The following is a 22,707-nucleotide window of genomic DNA, read 5'->3' on the forward strand; positions in this document are numbered from 1 at the left end:
GTCGCCGAAGTGTGGGTGGAACGTCGCGGTCCGACGCTGGTTGAGCCGGTTCGTCCCGGGCGACGAGCCGACACGAGATCGTCTCCGAGCAGTCATCGAAACCATCTCCGAACAGGGGACCGCCATGACCGTCCAGATCACCGGCCGCGTCACCGGCACGCCGCTGACGAGCCTGTCCGCCGAGGAGATCCGGCTCGCGAGCCAGCTGCTGCGTGACGCGGGGCACGTCACGGAGTCGACCCGGTTCGCCTATGTCGGGTTGCTCGAGCCGCACAAGACCGAGGTCCTCGCGGCGCTCGCCGGTACGGGACCCGTCCCCGACCGGCGTGCCAGGGTGTTCCTCCTGGACACCGCGTCCGGGGCGTCCCTGGACGCGACTGTCAACCTCGCGACGCGTGCCGTCACGGCTGCCACGGTCCATCCGTCCCGAGGTCAGCTACCGATCCTCATCGACGAGTTCGCCTCCATCGACCCGATCGTGCGGGCCGACGACGGGTGGGTCGCCGCGCTCGCCAGGCGGGGCCTCGCGGCCGACGAGGTGGCAACCGTGCCACTGTCACCCGGCCACTACGAGAACCCCGGCGAGGAAGGCAGGCGGATCATCCGCGTCTTCGCCTTCCAGTCGTCCGACCCGGCCGACCACCCGTGGGCGCACCCGGTGGACGGCCTGTGCGCGTATGTGGACGTCATCGCCAGGCAGGTCATCCGCGTCCTCGACGCGGAGATGCTGCCGGTGCCGCCGGAGCCCAGCAAGTTCCACCTGGAGGAGGGCCGCCCGGCGCCGCTGGCGGGTCTCAAGCCGATTGAGATCACCCAGCCCGAGGGCCCGTCGTTCATCGTCGACGGCGACCGGGTCACTTGGGCGAACTGGTCGTTCGGCATCGGCTTCGACGCCCGCGAGGGGCTGGTCCTCCACAACCTCGCCTTCGCCGACCCCGACCACGGCGGCGAGGTGCGGCCCGTGATCTACCGGGCCTCGATCGCCGAGATGGTGGTCCCGTACGCCGACCCGTCGCCCACCCGTTACTGGCAGAACTACTTCGACACCGGCGAGTACATCTTCGGCCGTTTCGCGAACAGCCTCCGCCTCGGCTGCGACTGCCTTGGCGAGATCAGGTACTTCGACGTGACGCTCGCCGACGAGTTCGGCAACCCGCAGACGATCGGCAACGCGGTCTGCATGCACGAGGAGGACTTCGGCACGCTCTGGAAGCACACGGACCTCTTCGTCGAGGGCGTCTCGGAGGTGCGCCGCCAGCGCCGCCTGGTGGTCTCGTTCTTCACGACCGTCGGTAACTACGACTACGGCTTCTACTGGTACCTCTACCTCGACGGAAAGATCGAGTGCGAGGCCAAGCTGACCGGCATCCTCTTCCCGTCCGCCTACAAGGGGATGGAGGAGTGGCCGTACGCGACCGAGGTCGCGCCGGGGCTGGGGGCGCCGTTCCACCAGCACCTGTTCAGTGCCCGGCTGGACATGATGGTCGATGGACCGTTGAACGCCGTGGACGAGGTCGAGGCCGTCCGCGTGCCTGTGAGCGAGTCCAACCCGTGGGGGAACGCGTTCACCTACTCCAGGACGCGGATCGCCTCGGAAGCCGACGCCGCGCGGTCGGCGGACGCATCCACCGGCCGGGCCTGGCACATCGTCAGCACCGAGCGCACCAACCGGCTGGGGCAGCCGACCGCATACCTCCTGAAGGCGGAGCAGAACCCGACGCTGCTGGCCGACCCGGGCGCGTCGGTGACCAGGCGCGCCGCCTACGCCACCAGGCAGGTCTGGGTGACCGCCTACTCACCGGACGAGCGCTACCCGGCCGGCGAGTTCGTGAACCAGAACCCGGGTGGCGACGGTCTGCCCGCCTACCAGGCGGCCGGGCGCGACCTCGACGGCGCCGACCTGGTCATCTGGCACACCTTCGGCGTGACGCACTTCCCGCGGCCCGAGGACTGGCCGGTCATGCCGGTCGACTACGCCAAGTTCGCGCTGATCCCGTACGGGTTCTTCGACCGCAACCCCGCGCTGAACGTCCCGGCGAACACCCCCAGGCACAGCGGCGGCCCCTGCTGCCACTCGGGTGAGGAATCTCCAGCTTAGGTGGTTCAGATCATCCGGCCCGCATGCCTCGGATCATCTGACTCAGGCGACGCCTTCCTCGCCGGCGTCACGTTCTACCTCGGCCCCCGCGCCTACACCTTGCGAAGACCGCATCCACGTCATGCCGGTCGACCAGCTCTGGAGCCCCTGACTCGACGGCCCGGTCAGGCCCAGAGCTGGCCCTCCAGGGCCGCTTCCGCGTCCTCCAACGTTCCCGCGTAGGCGCCCGTGGACAGGTACTTCCAACCGCCGTCGCAGACGATGAACGCGATGTCCGCGCGCTTGCCCTCCTTGACGGCGCGGTCGGCCTGGGCCAGCGCGGCGTGCAGGATCGCGCCGGAGGAGATGCCGGCGAAGATGCCCTCCTCGGCGACCAGCTCGCGGGTACGCCGCAGCGCCTCCTTCGGGCCCACCGAGTACCGCGACGTCAGCACCGCCGGGTCGTAGAGCTCAGGCACGAAGCCCTCGTCGATGTTGCGCAGGCCGTAGACCAGCTCGCCGTAGCGTGGCTCGGCGGCGACGACCGTGATGCCCGGCACGCGCTCCCTCAGGTAGCGACCGGTGCCCATCAGGGTGCCCGTGGTGCCGAGGCCGGCGACGAAGTGGGTGATGCTCGGCAGGTCCTCAAGGATCTCCGGGCCGGTCGTCTCGTAGTGCGCCTGCGCGTTCGCCGGGTTGCCGTACTGGTAGAGCATCACCCAGTCGGGGTGCTCCGCCGCCAGCCGCTTGGCGACGGCGACCGCCTCGTTCGAGCCGCCCGCCGCCGCCGAGTAGATGATCTCCGCGCCCCACATCGCCAGAAGCTGCCGGCGCTCGATGGAGGTGTTCTCCGGCATGACGCAGATCAGGCGGTAGCCACGCTGGCGACAGACCATCGCCAGCGAGATCCCGGTGTTGCCGGATGTCGGCTCCAACACCGTCGCGCCGGGGCTGAGCACGCCGCGCTTCTCGGCGTCCTGCACCATCCACAGCGCTGCCCGGTCCTTGATCGAGCCGGTGGGGTTGTCCTGCTCCAGCTTGGCCCACAGCCGCACGTCCGCGGACGGTGACAGCCTCGGCAGGCCGACGAGCGGTGTCCGGCCGACGGAGCTCACCAGGGAGTCGTAACGCATGATCTGCTACCGATCTGTGACCTGCTCGCGGCCCGCGGTCAGCCGCCGGCGACGGCGGGCAGGATGGTGACCTCGCCCAAAGTCGCTGGCATCATCGCGGAGCTTGCGGAGCCGCCAGCGACGGCGGGCAGGATGGTGACCTCGCCCAAAGTCGCTGGCATCATCGCGGAGCTTGCGGAGCCGCCAGCGACGGCGGGCAGGATGGTGACCTCGGCGCCGTCGGGGAGCTTCGCGTCGAGGCCGCCGAGGAAGCGGACGTCCTCGTCGTTGATGTAGACGTTGACGAAGCGGTGGAGCTCGCCCGCGCCATCGCCGGACACCAGGCGGCCGCGGAGACCCTCGTGGCGGGTGTCGAGGTCGAGGAACAACGCGCCGAGGGTGTCCCCCGTGCCCTCCACGAGCTTCGAACCGCCGGTGTAGGTGCGCAGGATGGTCGGCACGCGGACCTTGACTGCCATGGTGTTCCTCGTCTCCCTCGGTTCACTCGCGCCTCTCGCCCGCGGGCGGCGGCGGCGCGCCCGGCGCGTCCGGGCGCGAAACGTACACGTAGTAACCAGCGTCCATGCTCGCGGCCGGACGGCCTGACCGGCGCGGCGAGCGGCCTCCAGTGTTTCAGGGTTCTGGGCCTCGGGGGCCCGCGGCCAGGGAGATGATCGCGTCTTCGGCGATCCCTAGCCGGAACACCGTCGGCGCTGCCTTCGCTTCCCGGCGGCGCGGGCGACCGCGGCGAAGGTCAGTGCGCGCCGCGACAGCTGGCGCTGGCCACCCGGAGCAGGTCGACGTACAGACGCGCGACCAGGCGCAGTTCCGGAACGCCCTCGGCCACCGCGGCGTATGGCCGCATCGGGTGGCGGGGCGCTGTCATAGCAGCCATCGTTGCACAGATATGACACCACCACCGTGGACAGCGGTTCAGACGATCTCGACCGGCTCCTCCGTGATGGCGCCGTCGATGATCCGAAATGACCGGAACTCGGTGACGTCCGGCTCCCTGGTGGAGGCCAGCACGTAGTGCGCGCCCGGCTCGGAGGCGTACGACACATCCGTGCGCGACGGGTATGCCTCGGTCGCGGTGTGCGAGTGGTAGATGACGACGGGCTCCTCGTCCCTGTCGTCCATCTCCCTCCAGACGCGCAGCTGCTCCATCGAGTCGAACCGGTAGAAAGTGGGCGAACGTTCCGCGTTCTCCATCGCGACGAACCGGGCCGGCGTGTCCGAGCCGGCCGGGCCGGCGATCACACCACAGGCCTCGTCCGGGTGGTCACGGCGCGCATGGTCGACGATCGCCTGATGCAGGGCGCGCTCAATTCGCAGCACGCCGAACAAGCTACCCGCCGCCGACATCCCACGCGCCTGCCCGCCAGTCGACAGGGCCCGGAACCGCGCGAGCCCCGGGAGGGCGCCCACCGCCCGCATCTGGCGAGCCGTCCACGCCACCCAGCCAAAGCCAGTGACGGCGCATCGGCGCTGGCGCCCGGGGTCCCTGCCGGATCGGCGAAGCCGATCTGGGAGGTCTGCCAACCACGTCGTCAGCCCGACCCAGCCTGACTACCGCCATATGCCAGGGCCCGGAACCACGTGGGGAGCAGGGTCCCTGCCGGATCGGCGAAGCCGATCTGGGAGGTCAGGCTCAGCGCCCGCGGGCGCCGCCCGGTTGCGGGCGCGGAGCGTCCGGCAACGGGAGCGCCCTAGAAGAGGGCGCGGACGAGGTTGTCGACGAGGGCGGTCAGCAGCTCGTACATCTCGACGAACGGGGCGCGCCGGTCGTCGGGCGGCAGCTCGCCGAGCTCGTCGAGGTAGTCGTCGTCGGTGATGCCGAGCCGGGTGCCGAGCACGAGGCGCAGGTCGTTCAGCGTGGTCAGCCAGTCCTGGGCGGCGTCCTCGTCGAGCAGCAGCACCTCGTCGGGCCCGGGCAGGGTCGCGAGCACCCGTCGGGCGGCGGCCCGCTTGTGGGCCAGCGCGTCGTCGGTGCGGCGGCGGCGGAAGTCGCCGGAGGCCAGCGGGTCCTCCGGGTACGGGTCGGGCAGCAGGCGGGCGAGGGCCGGGTCCTCGGGCGGCGGCGGGGCGGTGTCGCGGAGGCCGACGAGCGCCTCCAGCGGGTCGTCGACCGGCGGCGGCTCCAGCATCCCGTCGATCAGCCGCACCAGCTCGGCGAGGATCGTGCCCTCCCAGCGAGGCAGGCGCAGCTCCACGCCGTCGGCCGTCCGCCGGAAGCAGTCCGGGAACCTGTAGTAGAACCCCACGTTCCCGTCCCCATCCAGCGGTATGCCCCAGCTCTGGGGGCGCATCGAACTCACGAGCCAGCTAATCCTGTATGACGGTCGCCCAGAGGCCGTAGGTGTGCAGACGGGCCGCGTCGCGCTCCATCTCGTCGCGGGTGCCGTTGCTCACCGACGCTCTGCCCTTGTGGTGAACGTCAAGCATGAGCTTGCGCGCCGTCGCCTTGTCGTAGCCGAACAGCTTCTGGAAGACGTAGGTCACGTACGACATCAGGTTGATCGGGTCGTTCCAGACGACCGTGACCCACGGCCGGTCGTCGCTGAGCTCCTCGTCGATCTCCTCGACGTCGGCGGGTGAGACGGTCGTTGCGGTCACGATCCCTATTGTTACGCACTCCGCGGCTGCCTTCCCGTCGGGCGGGAGCTCCACACCGACACCTGGGCGGGTCGCTATACGGAGCGACGCAGCAGCGGAGGGTAGAGAGCGGTCGCGGAACCGCGACGGTAGAGCTGGGCGGGACGGCCGCCGCCGCGTGGCGAGCTGACCGCGCCGACGGGGACGACGAAGTCCGGCGTGCTGAGCACCTTGCGCCGGAAGTTGGGCGGGTCCAGGCTCACCCCCCACGCGGCCTCATAGACCCGGCGCAGGTCGGCGAGGGTGAACGGCTCCTCGCAGAAGGCCGCCGCCATCGGCGTGTACTCGAGCTTGCTCCGTGCCCGCTCCACCCCGTCGGCGACGATGCGTGGATGGTCAAAGGCCAGTGTCGGGCCCTCCGGCGAGTCCAGGTCCTCGACCGGCCACCAGCGTGCCTGCTGGCCGCGCCGGCCCGGCTCCGGCTGCGGCAGGTTCGGCAGCAGCGCCAGGTAGGCGACGCTGACGACGCGGGCGCGCGGGTCTCGTCCCGGGTCACCGTAGGTGTAGAGCTGCTCCAGGTGGCCCGCCGTGGTGACGCCCGTCTCCTCGGCGAGCTGGCGGCGCGCCGAGGAGTCCAGGTCCTCGTCGGCACCCACGAAGCCGCCCGGCAGCGCCCAGTAGTCCTGGAAGGGGGGCTCGTCGCGCAGGATGACGAGCACGCACAGCCGCCCCGCCCGCAGCGTCAGCAGCACGACGTCGACGGTGACGCTGGTGCTCGGCGGGCCGTGTTCCGTGGCTCCCCCTTCGTCGCGGGTCGTCGCTGGGCTCACCGATCCAGCTTCTCGCACGGCCGGCCGCCTCGCGGAGGCCCGTCCCACGAGCGCCGGAGTCGGACGGGGTCGGGCGGGAAGGTTTGACATGGTTCGCTCCGTGCGGGCACGGCCCTCCGGCGCCGTCCTCGCCTGGCGGCTCGGACGACACCTCCGCGCCGCGTCCTCCTCCGCTCACGGGCGCTCCGGCGACCTCCGCTGCGGCGCGCCTATGTCGCTTCGCTCGTAGGCACGCCTCCGCGGAGGTGTGCCTCCGCGCCCAGCACGGTCACCCGCCGCTGGAGCGTCACGGAAACCGGGCAGGGCACGGGCCGCGGGGGGCACTTCGCTGCGCTCGTGCGGTGGGCTTCACGGCCGAGCAGCGGTTCCCTACGGCTCTGACTTCGGATCAGGGCCGGTTCCGGGTTGGTGACGTTGCCACGCAACGCAACCGCGCTGGGCGCGGAGGCGCGCCTATGCGGAGGCCCGGCTACGGGCGAAGCGAAGTCACCGGGAGTCCGTACCCGGTTTGGTGACGTTCCAGCGTCAGGGGACCGGGCTGGGCGCGGAGGCGCGCCTCGCGGAGGCCCGGCCCACGAGCGAAGCGACGTGGGCCGGGCCGCAGCGAGGTCGCCGGAGCGCCCGTGAGCGGAGGAGGACGCGGCGCGGAGGTCCCTTGCGAGCCGCCAGGCGAGCAAGGGGCCGTAGCGCCGCGCCCGCACGGAGCGAACCAATGTCACTGTGGGACGGCGCTGATGACCGGCAGGCAGGGCTGGCCGAAGGTGACGGAGCGGGCGTGCGCGGGCAGGTCCGCGATCGCGGCGCGATGGTGCTCGCGGGCGCGGCGCAGCCCCGTCGCGCCGGTCGACGCGGCGTCCACCGGCGTGCCGGCGTGCACCAGCGGCACCAGCAGCGGCCGGTCATACCCGGGGGCGCCCAGGTGGCCAGGGGCCAGGACCGGCGGGAGCGGCCCGTCGAGCGCCGCCGCCGGCAGCCCGTCAGCCGCGCGGGCCTGGCCGCCCGTCGTGCGCTGGCCGCCCGCGCCGCTGCCGCCGGGGCGGTACCCGGCGGGCACCACCAGGTCGACGACCGCGACTCCGTCGGCGTCGTGCCGGCGCAGCACCTCCTTGCGGCCACCGCGGGTGGCCTTGCCGACAGACGTCTTGGCCACCGGGCGGCCATCGACCTCGACCAGCTTGTAGACGAAGCCGGCGGTGGGCGCGCCGGCGCCGGTGACCAGGTTGGTGCCCACCCCGTAGCCCGCGGCGGGGACACCGGCGAGCCGGGCGATCCCATGCTCGTCGAGGTCCCCGGTGACGATGACGCGGGTCCCGGTAGCGCCCAGCGCGTCGAGCTGGGCGCGGGCCGCGCGCACTCCGGCGGCCAGGTCGCCGCTGTCGATGCGAATGGCGCCGAGGCCCGGGCCGGCGACGGCGACCGCCGCCGCGATGCCTTCCCGCGTGTCGTAGGTGTCAACGAGCAGGGTGGTCCCGGCACCGAGGGTGGCCACCTGAGCGGCGAAGGCGTCCCGCTCGGTCGCGTGGATGAGCGTGAACGCGTGGGCGGCGGTGCCGCTGGTCGGCACGCCCCAGCGCCTGGCCGCCTCCAGGTTCGAGGTGGCGTCGAAACCGACGAGGTAGGCCGCCCGGGCGGCGGCGACCGCGGCCTCCTCGTGGGTGCGCCGGGAGCCCATCTCTATGAGCGGCCGGCCGCCGGCGGCCTGCACCATCCGGGCGCCGGCGGCGGCGATCGCGCTGTCGTGATTGAGCACCGACAGCGTCAGCGTCTCCAGCAGCACGCACTCGGCGAACATGCCCTCCACCACCAGCACCGGGGTTCCCGGCAGGTAGGGCTCGCCCTCGGCGAAGCCGTGTATCTCCCCGGAGAAGCGGTAGCCGGCGAGCCAGTCGGCGGTCTCGGCGTCGACGACGCCGGTGCCGGTGAGCAGACTCAGCTCGTCGGGGCCGAACCGGAAGTCAGCGAGCGCTTCCAGCAACCGGCCGGTACCGGCGACGACACCGTACCGGCGGCCGGCGGGCAGTGACCGGGCGAACACCTCGAAGGTGGCCCGTCGCCCGGCGGCACCCGATTTCAGGGCAGCGCGGAGCATCGTCAGCTCGTAATGATCTGTAAGAAGCGCCGTGGACATCCGGACCAGGGTAGGTATCCCCACGCCTTGACGCGCGGGAATGGTCCGAACAGCGGGCGCCGCCCCGATGTGTCCTCACCAGCCAGGGCTGGCGCCGCGAAGTTCAAGGGGTCGGCGGGGACACGGGCGCGGCGCGTTGACCCAGCTCAGCCCGGCCATGCCCGTCTGGACTGGGCGGGCGGCGCCCAGGGCGCGCGACGGGAACGCGACCGGAAAAAGCCCACCGCCATGGGCCTCCGGCGGCCTCGGCGACGCCACGCGGCGGCGACGCGGGGGGAGCACACAGGGAGATCACGCCCGACACGGGCGGGCCGGGTCGAAAGCCGGGCGGGTTCGGGCAGGCTAGGACGTGCGCGGGCCCACCGGACGTGCGCTGATGAACTGGTCACCTCATTTGGTCGGCCAGCGCCCGCGCCGTCCTGGATCGTGCCGCCCAGCGTCGCGGTCGACGGCGTGGTCCCGGATGACGTGACCGTCCGCGGAGGGCGGCATGCGATCGTTGTGACCGTGCACGGGAACTATGCGGGGGTATTTCTGGTCGTCGTCGGCGGGGCGCTGTTTGCCCTGCTGGTGCTCGGTGGCAGGGCCGGAAGAAGCCTCGCGCGTGAGATCTGGGGCCGCATGGGCCTGTTGCGCTGGGTCGCCGTGGCCATCGTGATCGTCGTCTTCCTCGACCTGGCGGATGGCATCCCGAACAAGTGACCCGTCAACAACTAAAAAGCAACAAAACATCTCGGGAACACCGGGACATCGACGGACACCTGATGAAGGTGACGCAGTGGTCGACGGCGCGGGCCCTTCGCCACGACGGGATCCCGGTGGGTCTCCATCGCATCCGCCCGTGTGGGCAGTCGGCGATCCGCACCACTACGGCCACCCTCCCCGGATGTATGTACCAATTGTCCGATGCGCCTGCAGATGCCCGACTAGTTAGGCTCACATCCTGTAACCCAGCTACGACCCGAGAGGACACCGGGTGACCGGTCAGACTTGGCTGTGGACGCCGCCACGGCCGACCCCTGCTCCCGTCGGCGTCGGCCAGCTGCTTCGCGCCTACCGGCAGGCGCACGGCCTCACCCAGCAGCAACTAGCTGACCAGCTGGGTTTCGACCAGTCGTATGTCTCCAAGGTCGAGAGCGGCCGGCGGGCGATCCACGACATCTCGACGCTGCGCCACATCGCCCGCCACCTCGACCTCTCGCCCGAGGACGTCGGCCTCGCCCCGGGCACGCTCAGCGACCGGCGCCGGGACGCCGCGCGGGACGCGTTCACCGAGCAGGCGGCCGCGAGCCAGCGCGCCTGGAGGGTCACCCGGGACACCCTCAACCGCAACCGGATCAAGCTTGCCAAGGCCGCCTCCGGCCTCTACCCGGAGCCATACCGCCTCTTCTCCGGCCTGCTGGCCAGGCCGGGCTGGATCTGGCCGCGCCCGCTGGACATCGACGAGGTCGGGCTGCGCTGGACCGACGACGTCCCCGAGCCGGTCCTCACCGGAGGTGAGCCGGAGACCGACGGCGCCCGTCCGCTGATCGCCGACGGCGGCCCGTACGTGCGCTACCAGCGCTACACCCGCGCGATGCGCGACCTGGACCGGCCCACCCTGTTCGAGAACAGGCTGAGCTTCCGGCTCGTGGACATCGACTGCGACGAGGACGCTCCGCGGCGCCTCACCAGCGGCGGGGCGCGGTCCGGCGGCCACGACGCCGGGCGCCCCATGCTCACGTTCGGCCACACCACCTACTTCGACCCCGTCGACGTCTGCGAGACGGTGGCGCACGAGACCGCCGCCGCGATGATGTCCGGCGGCCTCGCCTGGCCGTCGCTGCCGTTCCGCCGCCGCGTCGGCGACCCGTTCGACCTGGCCAGCCGGCCGGTGCTGCCGTCGGTCAACACGCTGACCATCCGGGCCGACCGCGACTCGGCGAGCTTCCTGCTGCACCGGCGCAGCGCCGGGTCGGTGGCCACCGCGGGCGGCGTCTACCACGTCATCCCGGCCGGGGTCTTCCAGCCGTCCGGCATCACCCCGTTCCACCACCGCGCCGACTTCGACCTGTGGCGCAACATCATGCGCGAGCTGTCCGAGGAGCTGCTGGGCAACACCGAGCACGACGGCAACTCGTCCGCCCCGATCGACTACGACGCGGACGAGCCGTTCCGCACCTTCGACGAGGCGCGGCGCGACGGCCGGGTGCGGGTGTCCTGCTTCGGCGTCGGCGTCGACGCGCTGACCCTGTTCGCCGAGATCCTCACCGTCGTCGTCATCGAGGCCGACACGTTCGACGCGCTGTTCGCGGACATGGTGCACAGCAACGCGGAGGGCACCGTCGTCTCCGCGGGGCCGCACCGCGCCGTCGCCGATGGCATCCCGTTCACCTACGCCACCCTGCGTAGACTGATCGACAGCGAGCCGCTCGCGCCGGCCGCGGCCGCCTGTCTGGAGCTCGCCTGGCGCCACCGCGAACAGCTGCTGCCGGGGCTTCGGCTTCGAGCGGCGTCCTGAGTGCCATCTCGCGGGGGACGCTCACGGATCCTGGTCACCGGGGCTGGCGGGTTCATCGGGGGGGTCGTCGCCGACCTGCTCGCGGCACGGGGGCACCAGGTGACCGCACTGGTCCGCCGTGGCGAGCCGGCCGAGAACATGCCGGCACTTCGGCGGAGCATCGAGGTCGTCGTGGCCGACCTGCTCGACCCGCGCTCGCTGGCCGAGGCGGGCCTGGACCGAGGCTTTGACGGGGTCTGTCACCTGGCGGCCCTGACCCGGGTGCGCCAGTCGCGTGACGAGCCGCTGCGCTACTTCGAGACCAACGTGACCGGGACGGTCAACCTGCTCGTGGCGCTCGACCGCGGCGTCGTGGTGGGCGGGCCGCGCCCGGTGGTGGTATTCGGCTCGACCGGCACGGTCTACGGCGACCCCGGCCTGGCCCCGGTCCCGGAGTCCCAGCCGCCGGAGCCGGTGCACCCGTATGCCGCCTCGAAACTCGCGGCCGAGCACGCGATCGCCCACCAGGCGGCCACCGGCCGGATCGGCGCCGTCGTGCTGCGTTCGTTCAACGTGTCCGGCGGTGTGCCGGGGCATGTCGACCGCGACACGACCAGGATCATCCCGGCCGCGCTGCTGGTCGCCGCGGGCCGGACGGACACCTTCCGGATCAACGGTGACGGGCGGGCGCTGCGCGAGTACGTGCATGTACGCGACGTCGCCGAGGCGTACGCGCTGGCGCTGGCGGCCGTCCCGCCCGGCGAGCGACGCGTCTACAACGTGGGCGGCGGGGCGGGCGTGTCCGTCAACGAGGTGCTCGCCACCGTGGAGCGGGTGACCGGGCGGCCGGTACGCCGGGAGTTCGGCCCGCCGGTGACCGAGCCGCGGGCCCTGGTGGTCGACAGCGATCGGATCCGCGCCGAGCTGGGCTGGCAGCCCCGCCACTCGAAGCTCGACCAGATCATCGCCGACGCGTGGCGATGGTCGCTCCTGCACAACCCGTTAGACGGCGGTGGTGTAGGGGGCGACGTGGGCGGCGCGACGGGCGCCCACACCGATGTGAGAAGAACCGCACCGCTATGACGTCAGGGCCTTGGACCGTCGCCCTCGGCCGCCGGAACCCTGGAAAGGTCGTTGTCGTCGCGACGGAAGCGAGGCCCATGACCAGCTGCCTCTGGAAGCACGCGGAAGGTCACGATCCAGTGCCTGCCGCCCGAGTGAGCCGTCCGTACCACGTCTACGACCACGAAGGAGAGCACCTCGGCTCCTTCACCGCCTGGGAGACCGCCCACGAGTGGGCGCACCTCCAGGTGGCCCTGAGCGCGCTGCCCGCGCCGCTCGAGGTCGAGGACCGCCGCCGCCACAGTCGCCGCCGGGTCTGGGCCGACTACTGCGCGCCCTTCCCCGCGCCGGCCGAGACGGCGGGCACCGCCAACACCATCGACGATGACGACGCACCGCGTGCCACCGCCGCCACCGCCTTCGCGTTCGCCCCGCCGCACCCCCGCCACCCCAGCTGACGCGGACGGTCCGTGACCTCCCGGACCGTCTCCGCGGGGCCGCGGCGAGGACGGCCACGGGGGGCGGGCCCGGCAGGAGATCGCACAGCGTCATGAAGACGACCGGTTCCGGCGAAGTCGCTGGTCGGCAGGCGGAGCAGTCGTATACGCGATTCCGCTCGACCACCCCCATGGGCACACGTCGCCACCTCCGCACACTAATCTGGCGTCTAATGGCTGGCGATCTCCCCGGCGCGCGTGTCCGCGTGTCGCTATGTGGGTCGCCTTGGCGGAGGACCGGCGGACTGTCCCGCCCGGCTTCCGGATGAACACGTTCCTGGGGGAACAAGGTGGACGAACAGAGCTCTGGCGCGACGGAGTCGCGAACCACCTCGCGGCTGGTGGTGGACGTCGTCCGGGCGCTACGAGGCTGGGTGGTGATCGCGGCGGGCGCCGTCCTGCTGCTCAGCTGCTACCTGGGGGTCTCGGGCGAGACCGACCCGGGGCTCCAGCTGCCCTACGTGGTCTCCGGCGGGTTCGGTGGGCTGGCCCTTGTGCTCGTCGGCAGTGGCCTGCTGATCGCCGACCGGCTGGAGTCGACGCAGGCCAGCCGCGCGACGGCCGCTGCGGGGCGCCTCGCCACGCAGGTCGACGACCTGCACGCCCTGGTGGTCGCCGCCGCGAACGCCGCCCCGGCGGCGCCCTCGAGCGCGCCCACGGCGGCGCCAGCCGTCCAGTCGCCGGCACAGGCGGCCGACGACGGCTCGGTCTACGCGGTGCCAGGCGGGCGCACCTTCCACCGGCCCGGCTGCGAGCTGCTGGCGGGTAAGGCCGCCCAGCGGGTCGAGGCGTCGCAGGTGACCGGGCGGGGCCTCTCGCCGTGCTCGGTCTGCGCGCCGATCCTGGTCGGCTAACCGATGATCAGCGTCGACCTGGCGATCGCCGGCCTCGCCATCGGCGCGATCGCCGCGCTGTCCGGCATCGGCCTGCTGGTCACCTACCGCACCAACGGCGTCCTGAACCTCGCCCAGGGCGGCATCGCGGCCCTGGTCGCCTACGTGTACCGGCAGATGGCGGTCGAGTGGGGCCTGCCCAAGTGGCTCTCGGCCGTGATCGCGCTCGCCATCCTGTCGCCCCTGCTCGGCCTGCTGCTGGAGCGGTTCGTCTTCCGTCCGCTCGCCCGGCGGCGCGCCTCCGCCGCCGAGTCACTGGTCGCGAGCCTCGGCGTGCTGGTGCTGACGCTGGGCATGTGCGCCGGCATCTGGGGGCTCGGCTCCAAGAACGACACCCCGCCGTTGTTCCCGAACAAGTCGGTCGGGATCAGCGGGCACCGCATCGGTGTCGACACGATCAGCACGCTCGTCCTCATCGTCGTCTGCTGTGTCGCGCTCGGGGTGGTGCAGAACCGCACCAAGTTCGGCCGGCAGATGCGGGCCGTCGTCGACGACCGCCAGCTCGCGGAGCTGTCCTCGGTGCCGGCCGACCGGGTCGCCGCCGTCGGCTGGGCGTTCGGCACGACGCTCGCGGGGTTCACCGGCGTGCTGCTCGCGCCCCGGCTGCAGCTCTCCCCGTACGGGCTGTCGCTCGTCGTGCTGGAGACGTTCGCCGTCGTCGTCGCCGCGCGCCTCGCGAGCCTGCCGATCGCCGTGTTCGCGGGCCTCGCGATCGGCATCCTGCAGAGCGAGCTGACCCAGTTCAAGGTGGACGGCCAGTTCGCGGACGTCTACCGCTCGCTCGAGTCGAACCTCTTCGTCGTCGCCCTGCTGGTGCTGCTGCTGGCCATTCCGAAGCTGCGGGAGCTGGGTGACGCCGGCTCGGCCGGCCGGTTCTCCAGCCGTGGCGCACCCGACGCGGCGGGCACGGTCGAGGAACGCAGCAAGGACCTGGTCTGGAAGCTCGCGGGCTTCATCATGCTGCTCGCGCCGCTGCTGTTCCGGCCAGCCGACCTGCGCTCGGCCTTCGACGTCCCGGCCGTCGCCCTGATCCTGTTGTCGATGGTGATCGTCACCGGTTACAGCGGGCAGGTGTCACTCGGGGTCGCCGGCTACGCGGGCCTTGGCGCGCTGTTCTCGCTGAAGCTGGCGAACGGCGACTTTCTCGGCCTGCCGAGGCTGCCGGGGCTGCTCGCGATCCTGGTCGGCGCGATCCTCGTCGCCCCGGTCGGCCTGATCACCGGTTACCCGGCGATCCGCCGGCGAGGCCTCACCCTCGCGCTGACCACGTTCGCCGTCGGCGCGGTCGTCAGCCAGTTCGTCTTCGAGCAGCCCAAGTTCTCCAGCGGCCTCTACGTCAACGCGCTGTACCTGGGCGGCTGGCAGCTCAACGACAAGGCGTTCTACATCATCGAGCTGGTCGGTCTGGGCCTCGGCCTGCTCGCCGTGCGCAGCCTGCACCGCGGCCGGCTGGGCCGCGCGCTGCTCGCGGTGCGCGACAACAGCGGCGGCGCGGCGGCGGTCGGCGTCGACGTGCGCAACCTCAAGCTGATCGCGTTCACCATGTCCTCGGTCGTCGCCGGCCTCGGCGGCGCGCTGCTGGTGCAGGGCGCCTCATCGTTCTCGTCGACGACCTTCCAGCCGATCCAGAGCCTGCTGTGGTTCACCGCGATGGTGGTGTTCGGCGCGGACAGCGCGGTCGGCGCGATCATCGGCGCATCCCTGATCGTCGCGATCGACGTGCTCGCCCCGTCCGGCTCGTCGACGCTGGCGATCGGCATCCTCGCGCTCTCGCTGAGCTGGCTGCCCGGCGGCCTCGCCTCGGCGGTCCGCGGCCTGGTGCGGTTCGTGGCGCAGCGCCTCGCCGACCAGTTCGTCGAGCCCGAGGAGCTGCCCCGCCCCACGCGGCGGACGCCGGTCCCGGCGGGCCTCGGCGCGGCGATTCCCCGCCCCGCCGTACCGGCCGACGCGGCGACCTGGGCCTCCCAGCAGACCTCCCGGATGGGCGACGCCGATCCGGCTGGAGCCTCCGCCACGGCCCCGGCGGCCGTCTGGGTCAGTGGCCCGCTGGCCGCCGGCACGACGGGCATCGAGGCCGCCGAGCGGGTGGCGGCCGAGCGCGGGCTTACGCTCACCTCGTTCGGCCGGGCACTGCTCGGCACGCTGGGCGCGGGGGCCACGGGCGCAGCCGACCTGATCCCCGCGCCGGCCGCCGGCCAGGTCACGCCGAGCGGTTCCCGCCCGGCCGCCGGCCAGCCAGCGGGCTCCGTGCCGGCCGCCTCGAGCAGCAACCACCTGGAAGGAGGCCGGCGGTGAGCCGCGCCGAACTACGCGCCGTCGGCCTCGTCCGCCGCTACGGCGGGCTCACCGCCGTCGACCACGTCGACATGTCCGCGCCGCCCGGGCTGATCACCGGGCTGATCGGTCCGAACGGTGCCGGCAAGTCGACGGTGTTCAGCCTCCTCACCGGCGTCGAGCAGCCCGACGAGGGCGCCGTGATGCTCGGCGACCGCGACATCACCAAGCTGCGCCCCGACAAGCGTTCCCGGCTGGGGCTGGTGCAGACGTTCCAGGTGCCGTCGCTGTTCACCAGCATGACCGTGCGGGACAACCTGCTGGTCGGCGTCGAGAACCGCCGCCGGGACTATGCCGGCGGCCTGTTCGGCCGCGGCATACGCGGCAACGCGCGGCACGACGAGGTCGTCGACGAGATGCTGGCATCCCTCGGCCTGACCGACGTGGCCAACGTGATCACCGGGTCGCTGCCCACGGGAGCGCTGCGGCTGGCCGAGTGCGCCAGGGCGCTGTGCACCCATCCGGACGTGCTGCTGCTCGACGAGCCGGCCAGCGGCCTCGACGCCGCCGAGACCGAGCGGTTCTCCCAGCTGCTGCGCCGGATCGCCGCCAACGGTGTGGCGATCGTGCTCGTCGACCACGACGTCGACCTCGTGTTCACCGTGTGCGACCAGGTCTACGCGATGGTCGGCGGCAGGGTCGTCGCCCACGGCAGCCCGGCGGCGGTCCGCGCCGACCCGACCGTCCAGTCCGTCTACCTCGCGCAGGGAACGAAGGCATGACCGCTCCGGATTCATCGTCCGCCGCCATCGCGGCCGGCTCGTCCGCCAGCGCGCTGGCGGCCGCCGCCGCGGCGGCGCGCGCGGGCGGCGCCCCGGCCCCTGACGGCATCGAGCTGCGGCTGTCAGGTGCCCGCGCCGGCTACGGCGTCGTCGAGGTGCTGCATGGCCTCGACCTCGTCATCCCGTCCGGCAAGGTGACCGCGCTGCTCGGTGTCAACGGTGCCGGCAAGAGCACGACGCTTCGGGTGCTCGCCGGGCTGGTGCCTCTGCGCAGCGGCACGCTCACCTGGCGCGACCAGGTCATCACCAAGATGTCCACGGTCGACCGGGCACGTCGCGGCCTCCTGCTGGTACCGGACGAGCGGGCCGTGTTCGCGAGCCTCTCGGTACGCGACAACCTGCTCGTCGTCGCCGAGGCCACCGGGCACCCGGACATCACGCCGGCGCTGGAGGCGTTCCCGAAGCTGCGTGACCGGCTGCCCCAGCGAGCCGGCTCCATGTCGGGCGGCGAGCGACGCATGCTCGCGCTCGCTCGCGCCCTCCTCGCCCGCCCGAGTGTGCTGATGGTCGACGAGCTCTCGCTGGGCCTGTCGCCGAAGGTGGCCGCCGAGCTGTTCGAGTGGCTCTCGACCGTCGCCGCGACCGGTACCACGGTCATCCTGGCCGACCAGTACACCGACGCCGCGCTCGGCATGGCGGACCTCGCCTACGTCCTGCACCGCGGCGAGCGCTCCTTCGTCGGCGACCCCGCGGAGCTCGCGCACGCCTAAGGCGCTCCCGTTGCCGGACGCTCCGCGCCCGCAACCGGGCGGCGCCCTCGGGCGCTGAGCGCCCTCGCACGTGGTTCCGGGCACAGGCGTATCACGGTGGCCCGGCTGGGTCCGGGCCGACGACATGGCCGGGTTGGCACCGCGCTGATGCGCCGTCACGAGCTGTGGCCTGGTTTCGCGGATGACCTGCCAGGGCCGCGTCACGCTCATCCGCGCGGCCAGATAGCCGAACACCAAGGGGCGCTGGCTTCGGCGGCGGTCCGCCGGAGCCAGCGCCCCTTGAAGATCCCTACAGACGACCCTCGGGGCGCCGTCTGTAGCCGAGTGAAACCGTCAGCCGGCGTTGAAGCTGAACATCGGGACGTTGAAGCAGTTCTTGGTCATGTCGTCGGTCTGAGACGTCCAGCCGGCCTTGCCGGTCGGGGCCTTGTTGGTCCAGCGCACCACGTTCAGGCAGCCGGTGTGGGTCGTCGGCGGAGTCGGGACGACCTTGAAGTCGTGCGGGATGAGCAGGCCGTTCGCGTTATAGGTCGTCGTGCTCATGTAGTTGTCGACGCACTTGCGGGTCAGGTCCGCTCCGCAGGACTTCATCGCGTCCGTCAGCCACATCGCCGAGATGTAGCCCTCGAACATCCACATGCTCATCTTGCTGACCCGGTCCGGGTAGTACTTCGCGATGGCGTCCCGGTACTTCTTGACCTCTGGGTCACTCACGTTGTTGTAGTTCTGGCTCTGGCTGATGGCGTACAGGTTGTTCAGGCACGTCGGCGTCAACAGGTAGGCCTCACCAGCCGCGTCCGTCCAGCTCTGCGTGGTGGTGACCTTTGCCTTCAGCGGCATGTTCAGGGCCTGGATCGACTTGCACAGCGAGACGTTGGCATCGGCCGTCAGCGCGTCGAAGACGAGGTCGACGTTCTGGCGCTTCATGTCCAGCACGGCCGCGTCCCAGTTCTGCAGGCCGAGGTTGATCGACTCCTTGACGACCTTGTACCCCTCCTTCTGCAGGCCCGCCTCGATCGAGTCCGCGTACTGCTTGGACGGCCCGATCTCGAAGTACACGACCGCCGCCGTCTTGGCGCCGAGCTTCTCCTTGAACCAGCGGTAGTTCTCGGTGCCGGCGTACAGCTTGCCGTTGTAGCCCGGCGCCTTGCCGTCCCGCGGGTAGCCGAAGCCACCGTAGATCGAGTACAGGTGCGGGTACTGGTAGTAGGCGGTTCCGGAGACCGGCTCGCCGCCGACGTCGGGGACGCCCTTCTGGCTGACGTACGGCGCGCCCGCGTAGTCGAACGACGTCGTGCCGGCGAAGGCGAAGACCTTCTTGTCGTCGATCAGGTCGTGGACACAGGTGACGTTGCCGTCGCCGGTGCCCTTGTCGTCGCAGGGCTCGACGGTGACCTTCCGGCCGTTGACCCCGCCGGCGTCGTTGAGCGCCTGGAAGTAGGCCTGCGCGCCGAACGTGGTCGCCGAGAAGGTGTCCGCGCCGAGGGGGCTGTTCGCGGCCGCCATCACGCCGACCTTGATGTCGGTCGGGGTGACGCCGGTGTCGGACGCCGTGTTGGCGGACGCCCCCTGCGTGGTGCCGCCGGTGGCGCCGGTGCCGCCGTTGTCGTCCCCGGCGTTGTGGACCCGGCTGCCGCAGGCGGTCAATGCCAGCGACGACAGCGCCACAGCGGCGATGAGCGCTCGGGCTCGGATGGACATGCTCTCCCCTGGTGAGTTCCGTGACGCTGTCACGCTAATCCCGTGCCGACACCCCGCCGGCGCCAGCCAGTCGGGACGCGGCTCACACCTGCGCGGCGCGCGAGACATCTCGCGGGCTGGGCCAGGCCAGCCGGACTGGACCGCCTAGCGCAGTGGCAGCAGGCGCCGCCACCACGGCCGCCGAGCGCCGGAGGTCGAGGCGGGCGCGGGCGGGCCTGGCTCGGTGGACGTCTCGACGTCCTCGACGTCGCTGTCGTCGGCCTCCGCGGCAGCCGAGCCCGAATCCACGATGAGCTCCGCCTCGGCCACCTCGGCCTCGGTGGCCGCCGCGGGCTCGGGCTCGGGCGTCGCCTCCACGGGCGGCGCGACCGGCTCCTCCGCGGGAGCCGCCGGCTCGGTGGCCGCTGGCTCGGCCGATGCCACGGGCTCCGGCTCGGGCGCCGCGGCTGGCACCGCGTCACCTGGCACCGCGTCAGCTGGCACCGCGTCAGCTGGCACCGCGTCAGTCTCGGTGACGGCCTGCTCCACGGGCTCGGCCTCGGCGACCGGCTCGGCGGCTTCCGCGACCGGCTCGGCGGCCGGTGTGGCCTCCTCGGCCGGCGGCGCGGCTGGCGCGATCTCGTCGTCGCCCGGAAGGCGGGCCGCCGGGATGCCGGGCACGTCGTCGGGTCCCTGACGCGCGGCCGGGATCTGCGAGACGTCGGCCGCCTCGCCGTCAGCGTCCGGGGCGGCCTCGGCGGCCGGGAGCGCGGCGACGATCTCCTCGGCCGCGGACGCGTCCGCGGGAGGCGCCTCGGCGGCCTGCCCGTTCGGAGCGGTCGCCGCGGCCTGCGCGACCCGGTTCAGGATCTTGCCGTCGGGGCCGACGATCCGTACCAGCCGTCCCTGGTCGGCGAGCTTGCGACACGCGTTGTTGACAGAGCTGCGGCTGGCGCCGATCGCCTCCGCGAGCCTGCCGTCGTCCAAACCGGCCGGGACCTCGGTCAGATGGCCGAGAATCCGGTCCGCAACAGTAGCCACGAAGCGGACGCTATACGTTATCCGTGCCTCGCCGACAAGCGGGGTGGAACTGCCCGCGCGGCGTGCTCGTTCCGGCGCGCGCCGCCGACCCGTCGGCGCCCGTCAGCCCACGATTAGCTACTCTGCGTCACGAACCTGCGTCACGGACACTGACCTCTATGCGCCGACGATCACGGAGGGGAAGGGTTCCACCCAGCGCACCGGCCGCCGCACGGTCACCGCCAGCGTCGCCTCGCGACTCACCGCCGGAGCCACCCCGCGGCGATGCCGACACCAGGCGGTCGGTCAGTCCAGGTCGGTCAGTCCAGGTGGAGTGCGTCCTCCTCCGGGGCCAGCGGCCACGTCTCCCGATCACTGAGGTACTCCGTCCGGCGGCCGGTCAGCACGTCGCCGCCGGGGCCGCTCGCGTCGTCGGCCACCAGCCCGGTCAGCCGCGAGCCACTGCCGTCCTCACCGAATGGCGTGTTGATCCCCTCGACGTCGTCGTCGAGGACCAGGCCCGACTCGGAACGCTCCGCCTCCAGGTAAGGGTCGACGTCCGGGACCTCCTGGGCCAGCTGGTCGTCCAGCGAGGCCCCCGCCCGCCCCTCGGTGGCCGTCGGCCGATGCCGGGTCTCGGCGCTCGGCCGGTCCGGGGCGTCCCAGCTGTCGTCGAGAGGGTCGAGACCCGCGTCCGTGTCACCCAGGTCGTCGCTGTCCAGGCTCTCCTCGACAGTCAACGGCACGTCGTCGAGAACGCCAGACGAGTCGAACGCGTCCCGCGCGTAGTCGGCGGGCTCGGTCATCGTTGCCTCCCGGTGGGTCTGGGTCGGGGCCCCGGTGGTGTTTCCCCCCGCTCACTCGGACGTCGCGCACTCGGGTGCTGCCTCGCCCGTTCCCGGCGTTGACCACAGTAATCGGCTTCCCACCGATTCCCAGCCCGAGGGCCGGGTTTCCAGCGCAACGGGCGGCCGTTATCGATGAACGGTTTGCTCTAGGGAGAGCCATGATCAGCGGTTACGGGCGTGGGGGGCGGGAAAGCCAAACGGAAAGGCCAAAGGCGACAGCCAAAACCAACGACGGTCTCAGGCCGCCGGCGCGCCCGCCTCGGGGGTGTCGGTCGTGGCCAGCATCCGCCGTCCCGCGTCCGGCTGCTCGTCGGCCGCGGCCGGGTCCTCGCCGCGCGGCCGCGCGGCCGCGTCCTCGGCTGGCTCGGCCTCCAGCAGGAGGCGCCCGTCGGAGAGGACGGCGACGCGGTCGGCCACCGCGGACGCCTCACCCGCCGACCTGGTCGCGTACAGCAGCGTGATCCCGAGCTGGCGGTGCAACGCGCGCAGGTCGTCGGCCAGCCGGACGCGCAGGTCCTCGTCGTCCACCGTGCCGAGCGGTTCGTCGAGCACCAGCACCCGCGGGCGCAGCACGAGCGCCCTGGCGATCGCCACCCGCTGCTGGTGAGCCGGGGACAGCTGCGGCGGCCGGCGGCGAGCGTAGTCACCCATCCGCACGAGCTCCAGCGCCTCCCGAACGCGCCGAGCCGCGACCGCCTGGCCCGACGGGGTGGCGAGCGCGCGGGCGCGCGACCCGAGGGCGCCGCCCCGCAGGCCGAAGGCGACGTTCGCGGCGACGTCGAGGAACGGGAAGAGGCTGTAGCGCCCGAACACGGCGGCGACGTGCCGGCGCGCGGCCGGCAGGTCGGCCGCTTCGGCCCCGCCGAGCAGCACGTGGCCCTCGCTCGGGGCACAGAGCCCGGCGACCAGACGCAGCACGGTCGTCTTGCCGGCCCCGGCAGGGCCGACCAGGGCGAGCGACGCGCCGGGGGCGACGGTGAGGTCGACGCCGGACACCGCCGCGGCCGAGGCCCCGGGATGGTGATGCGTCAGCCCGATCAGTTGGACCTCACCGGCGTGCCGGCCCATGCCCTGCGCCATTCTCACCCCCAGGGTCCCCGCGACATCCGCCCGAACTGTAGCGAAGTCGGCCAAGGTGCCGGATCGTAGCGCCCCGCCGAGCGGGCACGGTGATCAACCGTCGACGGCTTCATGCGGGCCGACAGGCCCCGGCGCCTGGCCGGCTACGAATGCAGCCAGTGGCCGATGGGCCCCGGCGTGTTGCGCACGATCCAGAAGGCGATGACCAGCACCGGGATCGCCCTGTACAGCGCCGGGGGCATCCGCGGCAGCCGGACCCGCAGCCCCAGGAGCCGGGCCATGGTGACCGTCCAGCCGACCACGAGGCAGGGCGCGGCCGCGATCAGCAGGATGTTGTAGTTCGCCGCGTGGCCGAGGTGGCCGTGCAGCAGCTGGTGCAGTCCGCGCATCGACCCGCAGCCGGGGCAGTCCAGGCCTGTCACCAGCCTGAACGGGCAGGTTGGGTAGTGGCCCGGCTCGGCCGGGTCGACAAAATAGATCATCGTCGAGCCCGCCACCGCGAGCGCCGCGACACCCAGGTAGCCCCCGAGCCGCGCGCGCCGCGACCAGCGGCGCACCGGCCACCCCGGCAAGGCGCCGG

22 protein-coding genes are annotated in these 22,707 nt (G+C 72.2%); 9 read left to right on the forward strand and 13 right to left on the reverse strand.

Annotated elements, in window-relative coordinates; genetic code table 11:
* Positions 1–124 precede the first annotated feature (124 nt).
* Positions 125–2,098: a primary-amine oxidase gene (locus BCD48_RS00255; RefSeq protein WP_071046203.1), complete on the forward strand. Its 1,974-nt coding sequence runs from the start codon at positions 125–127 to the stop codon at positions 2,096–2,098.
* A gap of 164 nt (positions 2,099–2,262) precedes the next feature.
* Here BCD48_RS00255 and BCD48_RS00260 read toward each other — a convergent pair whose 3' ends face one another.
* From BCD48_RS00260 to BCD48_RS00290, 8 genes are all read right to left on the reverse strand, one after another.
* A complete protein-coding gene (locus tag BCD48_RS00260) occupies positions 2,263–3,210 on the reverse strand; it encodes a PLP-dependent cysteine synthase family protein (protein WP_071046170.1) in 948 nt (315 codons plus the stop codon).
* A gap of 38 nt (positions 3,211–3,248) precedes the next feature.
* Positions 3,249–3,668, reverse strand: a complete 420-nt coding sequence (locus BCD48_RS00265) for a MoaD/ThiS family protein (protein WP_241841400.1) — start codon at positions 3,666–3,668, stop codon at positions 3,249–3,251.
* Positions 3,669–3,943: 275 nt separating this feature from the next.
* Positions 3,944–4,075 (reverse strand): putative leader peptide, encoded by a 132-nt coding sequence (locus BCD48_RS54735; RefSeq protein WP_274536475.1) that lies wholly within the window; start codon positions 4,073–4,075, stop codon positions 3,944–3,946.
* A 47-nt stretch (positions 4,076–4,122) separates the two neighbouring features.
* A complete protein-coding gene (locus tag BCD48_RS00270; protein WP_491677100.1) occupies positions 4,123–4,617 on the reverse strand; it encodes a M67 family metallopeptidase in 495 nt (164 codons plus the stop codon).
* A 281-nt stretch (positions 4,618–4,898) separates the two neighbouring features.
* Complete coding sequence (locus tag BCD48_RS00275) at positions 4,899–5,498, reverse strand: DUF2017 domain-containing protein (protein WP_241841409.1); 600 nt, start codon at positions 5,496–5,498, stop codon at positions 4,899–4,901.
* Between the two features lie 16 nt (positions 5,499–5,514).
* Positions 5,515–5,805 carry an ATP-dependent Clp protease adapter ClpS gene (gene clpS, locus BCD48_RS00280; protein WP_071046172.1) on the reverse strand — a complete coding sequence of 97 codons (291 nt, stop codon included), beginning with the start codon at positions 5,803–5,805 and terminating at the stop codon, positions 5,515–5,517.
* Between the two features lie 74 nt (positions 5,806–5,879).
* Positions 5,880–6,614 (reverse strand): NUDIX hydrolase, encoded by a 735-nt coding sequence (locus tag BCD48_RS00285; RefSeq protein ID WP_071046173.1) that lies wholly within the window; start codon positions 6,612–6,614, stop codon positions 5,880–5,882.
* A 715-nt stretch (positions 6,615–7,329) separates the two neighbouring features.
* On the reverse strand, positions 7,330–8,742 hold the full coding sequence (locus BCD48_RS00290) for a nicotinate phosphoribosyltransferase (RefSeq protein ID WP_071046174.1): 1,413 nt from the start codon (positions 8,740–8,742) through the stop codon (positions 7,330–7,332).
* A 426-nt stretch (positions 8,743–9,168) separates the two neighbouring features.
* On the opposite strand from BCD48_RS00290, the gene BCD48_RS00295 reads away from it, so the two are divergent.
* The 8 genes from BCD48_RS00295 to BCD48_RS00330 all read left to right on the forward strand — a co-directional run bounded on the left by BCD48_RS00295 (position 9,169) and on the right by BCD48_RS00330 (position 17,499).
* Positions 9,169–9,444: a hypothetical protein gene (locus tag BCD48_RS00295; RefSeq protein WP_241841401.1), complete on the forward strand. Its 276-nt coding sequence runs from the start codon at positions 9,169–9,171 to the stop codon at positions 9,442–9,444.
* A gap of 274 nt (positions 9,445–9,718) precedes the next feature.
* Positions 9,719–11,242: a helix-turn-helix domain-containing protein gene (locus BCD48_RS00300; protein WP_071046175.1), complete on the forward strand. Its 1,524-nt coding sequence runs from the start codon at positions 9,719–9,721 to the stop codon at positions 11,240–11,242.
* Positions 11,243–12,304 (forward strand): NAD-dependent epimerase/dehydratase family protein, encoded by a 1,062-nt coding sequence (locus BCD48_RS00305; protein WP_083417960.1) that lies wholly within the window; start codon positions 11,243–11,245, stop codon positions 12,302–12,304. It begins immediately after the preceding gene.
* Positions 12,305–12,423: 119 nt separating this feature from the next.
* Positions 12,424–12,741 carry a hypothetical protein gene (locus tag BCD48_RS51855; protein ID WP_198543009.1) on the forward strand — a complete coding sequence of 106 codons (318 nt, stop codon included), beginning with the start codon at positions 12,424–12,426 and terminating at the stop codon, positions 12,739–12,741.
* 329 nt (positions 12,742–13,070) lie between these two features.
* Positions 13,071–13,634 carry a hypothetical protein gene (locus tag BCD48_RS00315; RefSeq protein ID WP_071046177.1) on the forward strand — a complete coding sequence of 188 codons (564 nt, stop codon included), beginning with the start codon at positions 13,071–13,073 and terminating at the stop codon, positions 13,632–13,634.
* 3 nt (positions 13,635–13,637) lie between these two features.
* Complete coding sequence (locus tag BCD48_RS00320) at positions 13,638–15,968, forward strand: ABC transporter permease (protein ID WP_083417961.1); 2,331 nt, start codon at positions 13,638–13,640, stop codon at positions 15,966–15,968.
* Positions 15,965–16,729 (forward strand): ABC transporter ATP-binding protein, encoded by a 765-nt coding sequence (locus BCD48_RS00325; RefSeq protein WP_071046178.1) that lies wholly within the window; start codon positions 15,965–15,967, stop codon positions 16,727–16,729. Before BCD48_RS00320 ends, BCD48_RS00325 begins: the two co-directional genes overlap by 4 nt.
* Positions 16,726–17,499 (forward strand): ABC transporter ATP-binding protein, encoded by a 774-nt coding sequence (locus BCD48_RS00330; protein ID WP_083417962.1) that lies wholly within the window; start codon positions 16,726–16,728, stop codon positions 17,497–17,499. Before BCD48_RS00325 ends, BCD48_RS00330 begins: the two co-directional genes overlap by 4 nt.
* A gap of 333 nt (positions 17,500–17,832) precedes the next feature.
* On the opposite strand, the gene BCD48_RS00335 is transcribed toward BCD48_RS00330, so the two are convergent.
* The 5 genes from BCD48_RS00335 to BCD48_RS00355 form a co-directional block, all read right to left on the reverse strand.
* Positions 17,833–19,200, reverse strand: coding sequence for an ABC transporter substrate-binding protein (locus tag BCD48_RS00335; RefSeq protein ID WP_083417963.1), 1,368 nt, complete (start codon positions 19,198–19,200; stop codon positions 17,833–17,835).
* A gap of 144 nt (positions 19,201–19,344) precedes the next feature.
* Entirely contained in the window at positions 19,345–20,220 is an 876-nt protein-coding gene (locus BCD48_RS00340) for a MarR family transcriptional regulator (RefSeq protein ID WP_071046179.1), read from the reverse strand.
* Between the two features lie 299 nt (positions 20,221–20,519).
* Positions 20,520–21,005, reverse strand: a complete 486-nt coding sequence (locus BCD48_RS00345; protein ID WP_071046180.1) for a hypothetical protein — start codon at positions 21,003–21,005, stop codon at positions 20,520–20,522.
* Between the two features lie 279 nt (positions 21,006–21,284).
* On the reverse strand, positions 21,285–22,127 hold the full coding sequence (locus tag BCD48_RS00350; RefSeq protein WP_071046181.1) for an ABC transporter ATP-binding protein: 843 nt from the start codon (positions 22,125–22,127) through the stop codon (positions 21,285–21,287).
* A 143-nt stretch (positions 22,128–22,270) separates the two neighbouring features.
* On the reverse strand, positions 22,271–22,684 hold the full coding sequence (locus BCD48_RS00355; protein WP_241841402.1) for a DUF2752 domain-containing protein: 414 nt from the start codon (positions 22,682–22,684) through the stop codon (positions 22,271–22,273).
* Between the last annotated feature and the right edge of the window lie 23 nt (positions 22,685–22,707).

This window comes from Pseudofrankia coriaricola, assembly GCF_001854805.1.
Classification (GTDB): domain Bacteria; phylum Actinomycetota; class Actinomycetes; order Frankiales; family Frankiaceae; genus Pseudofrankia.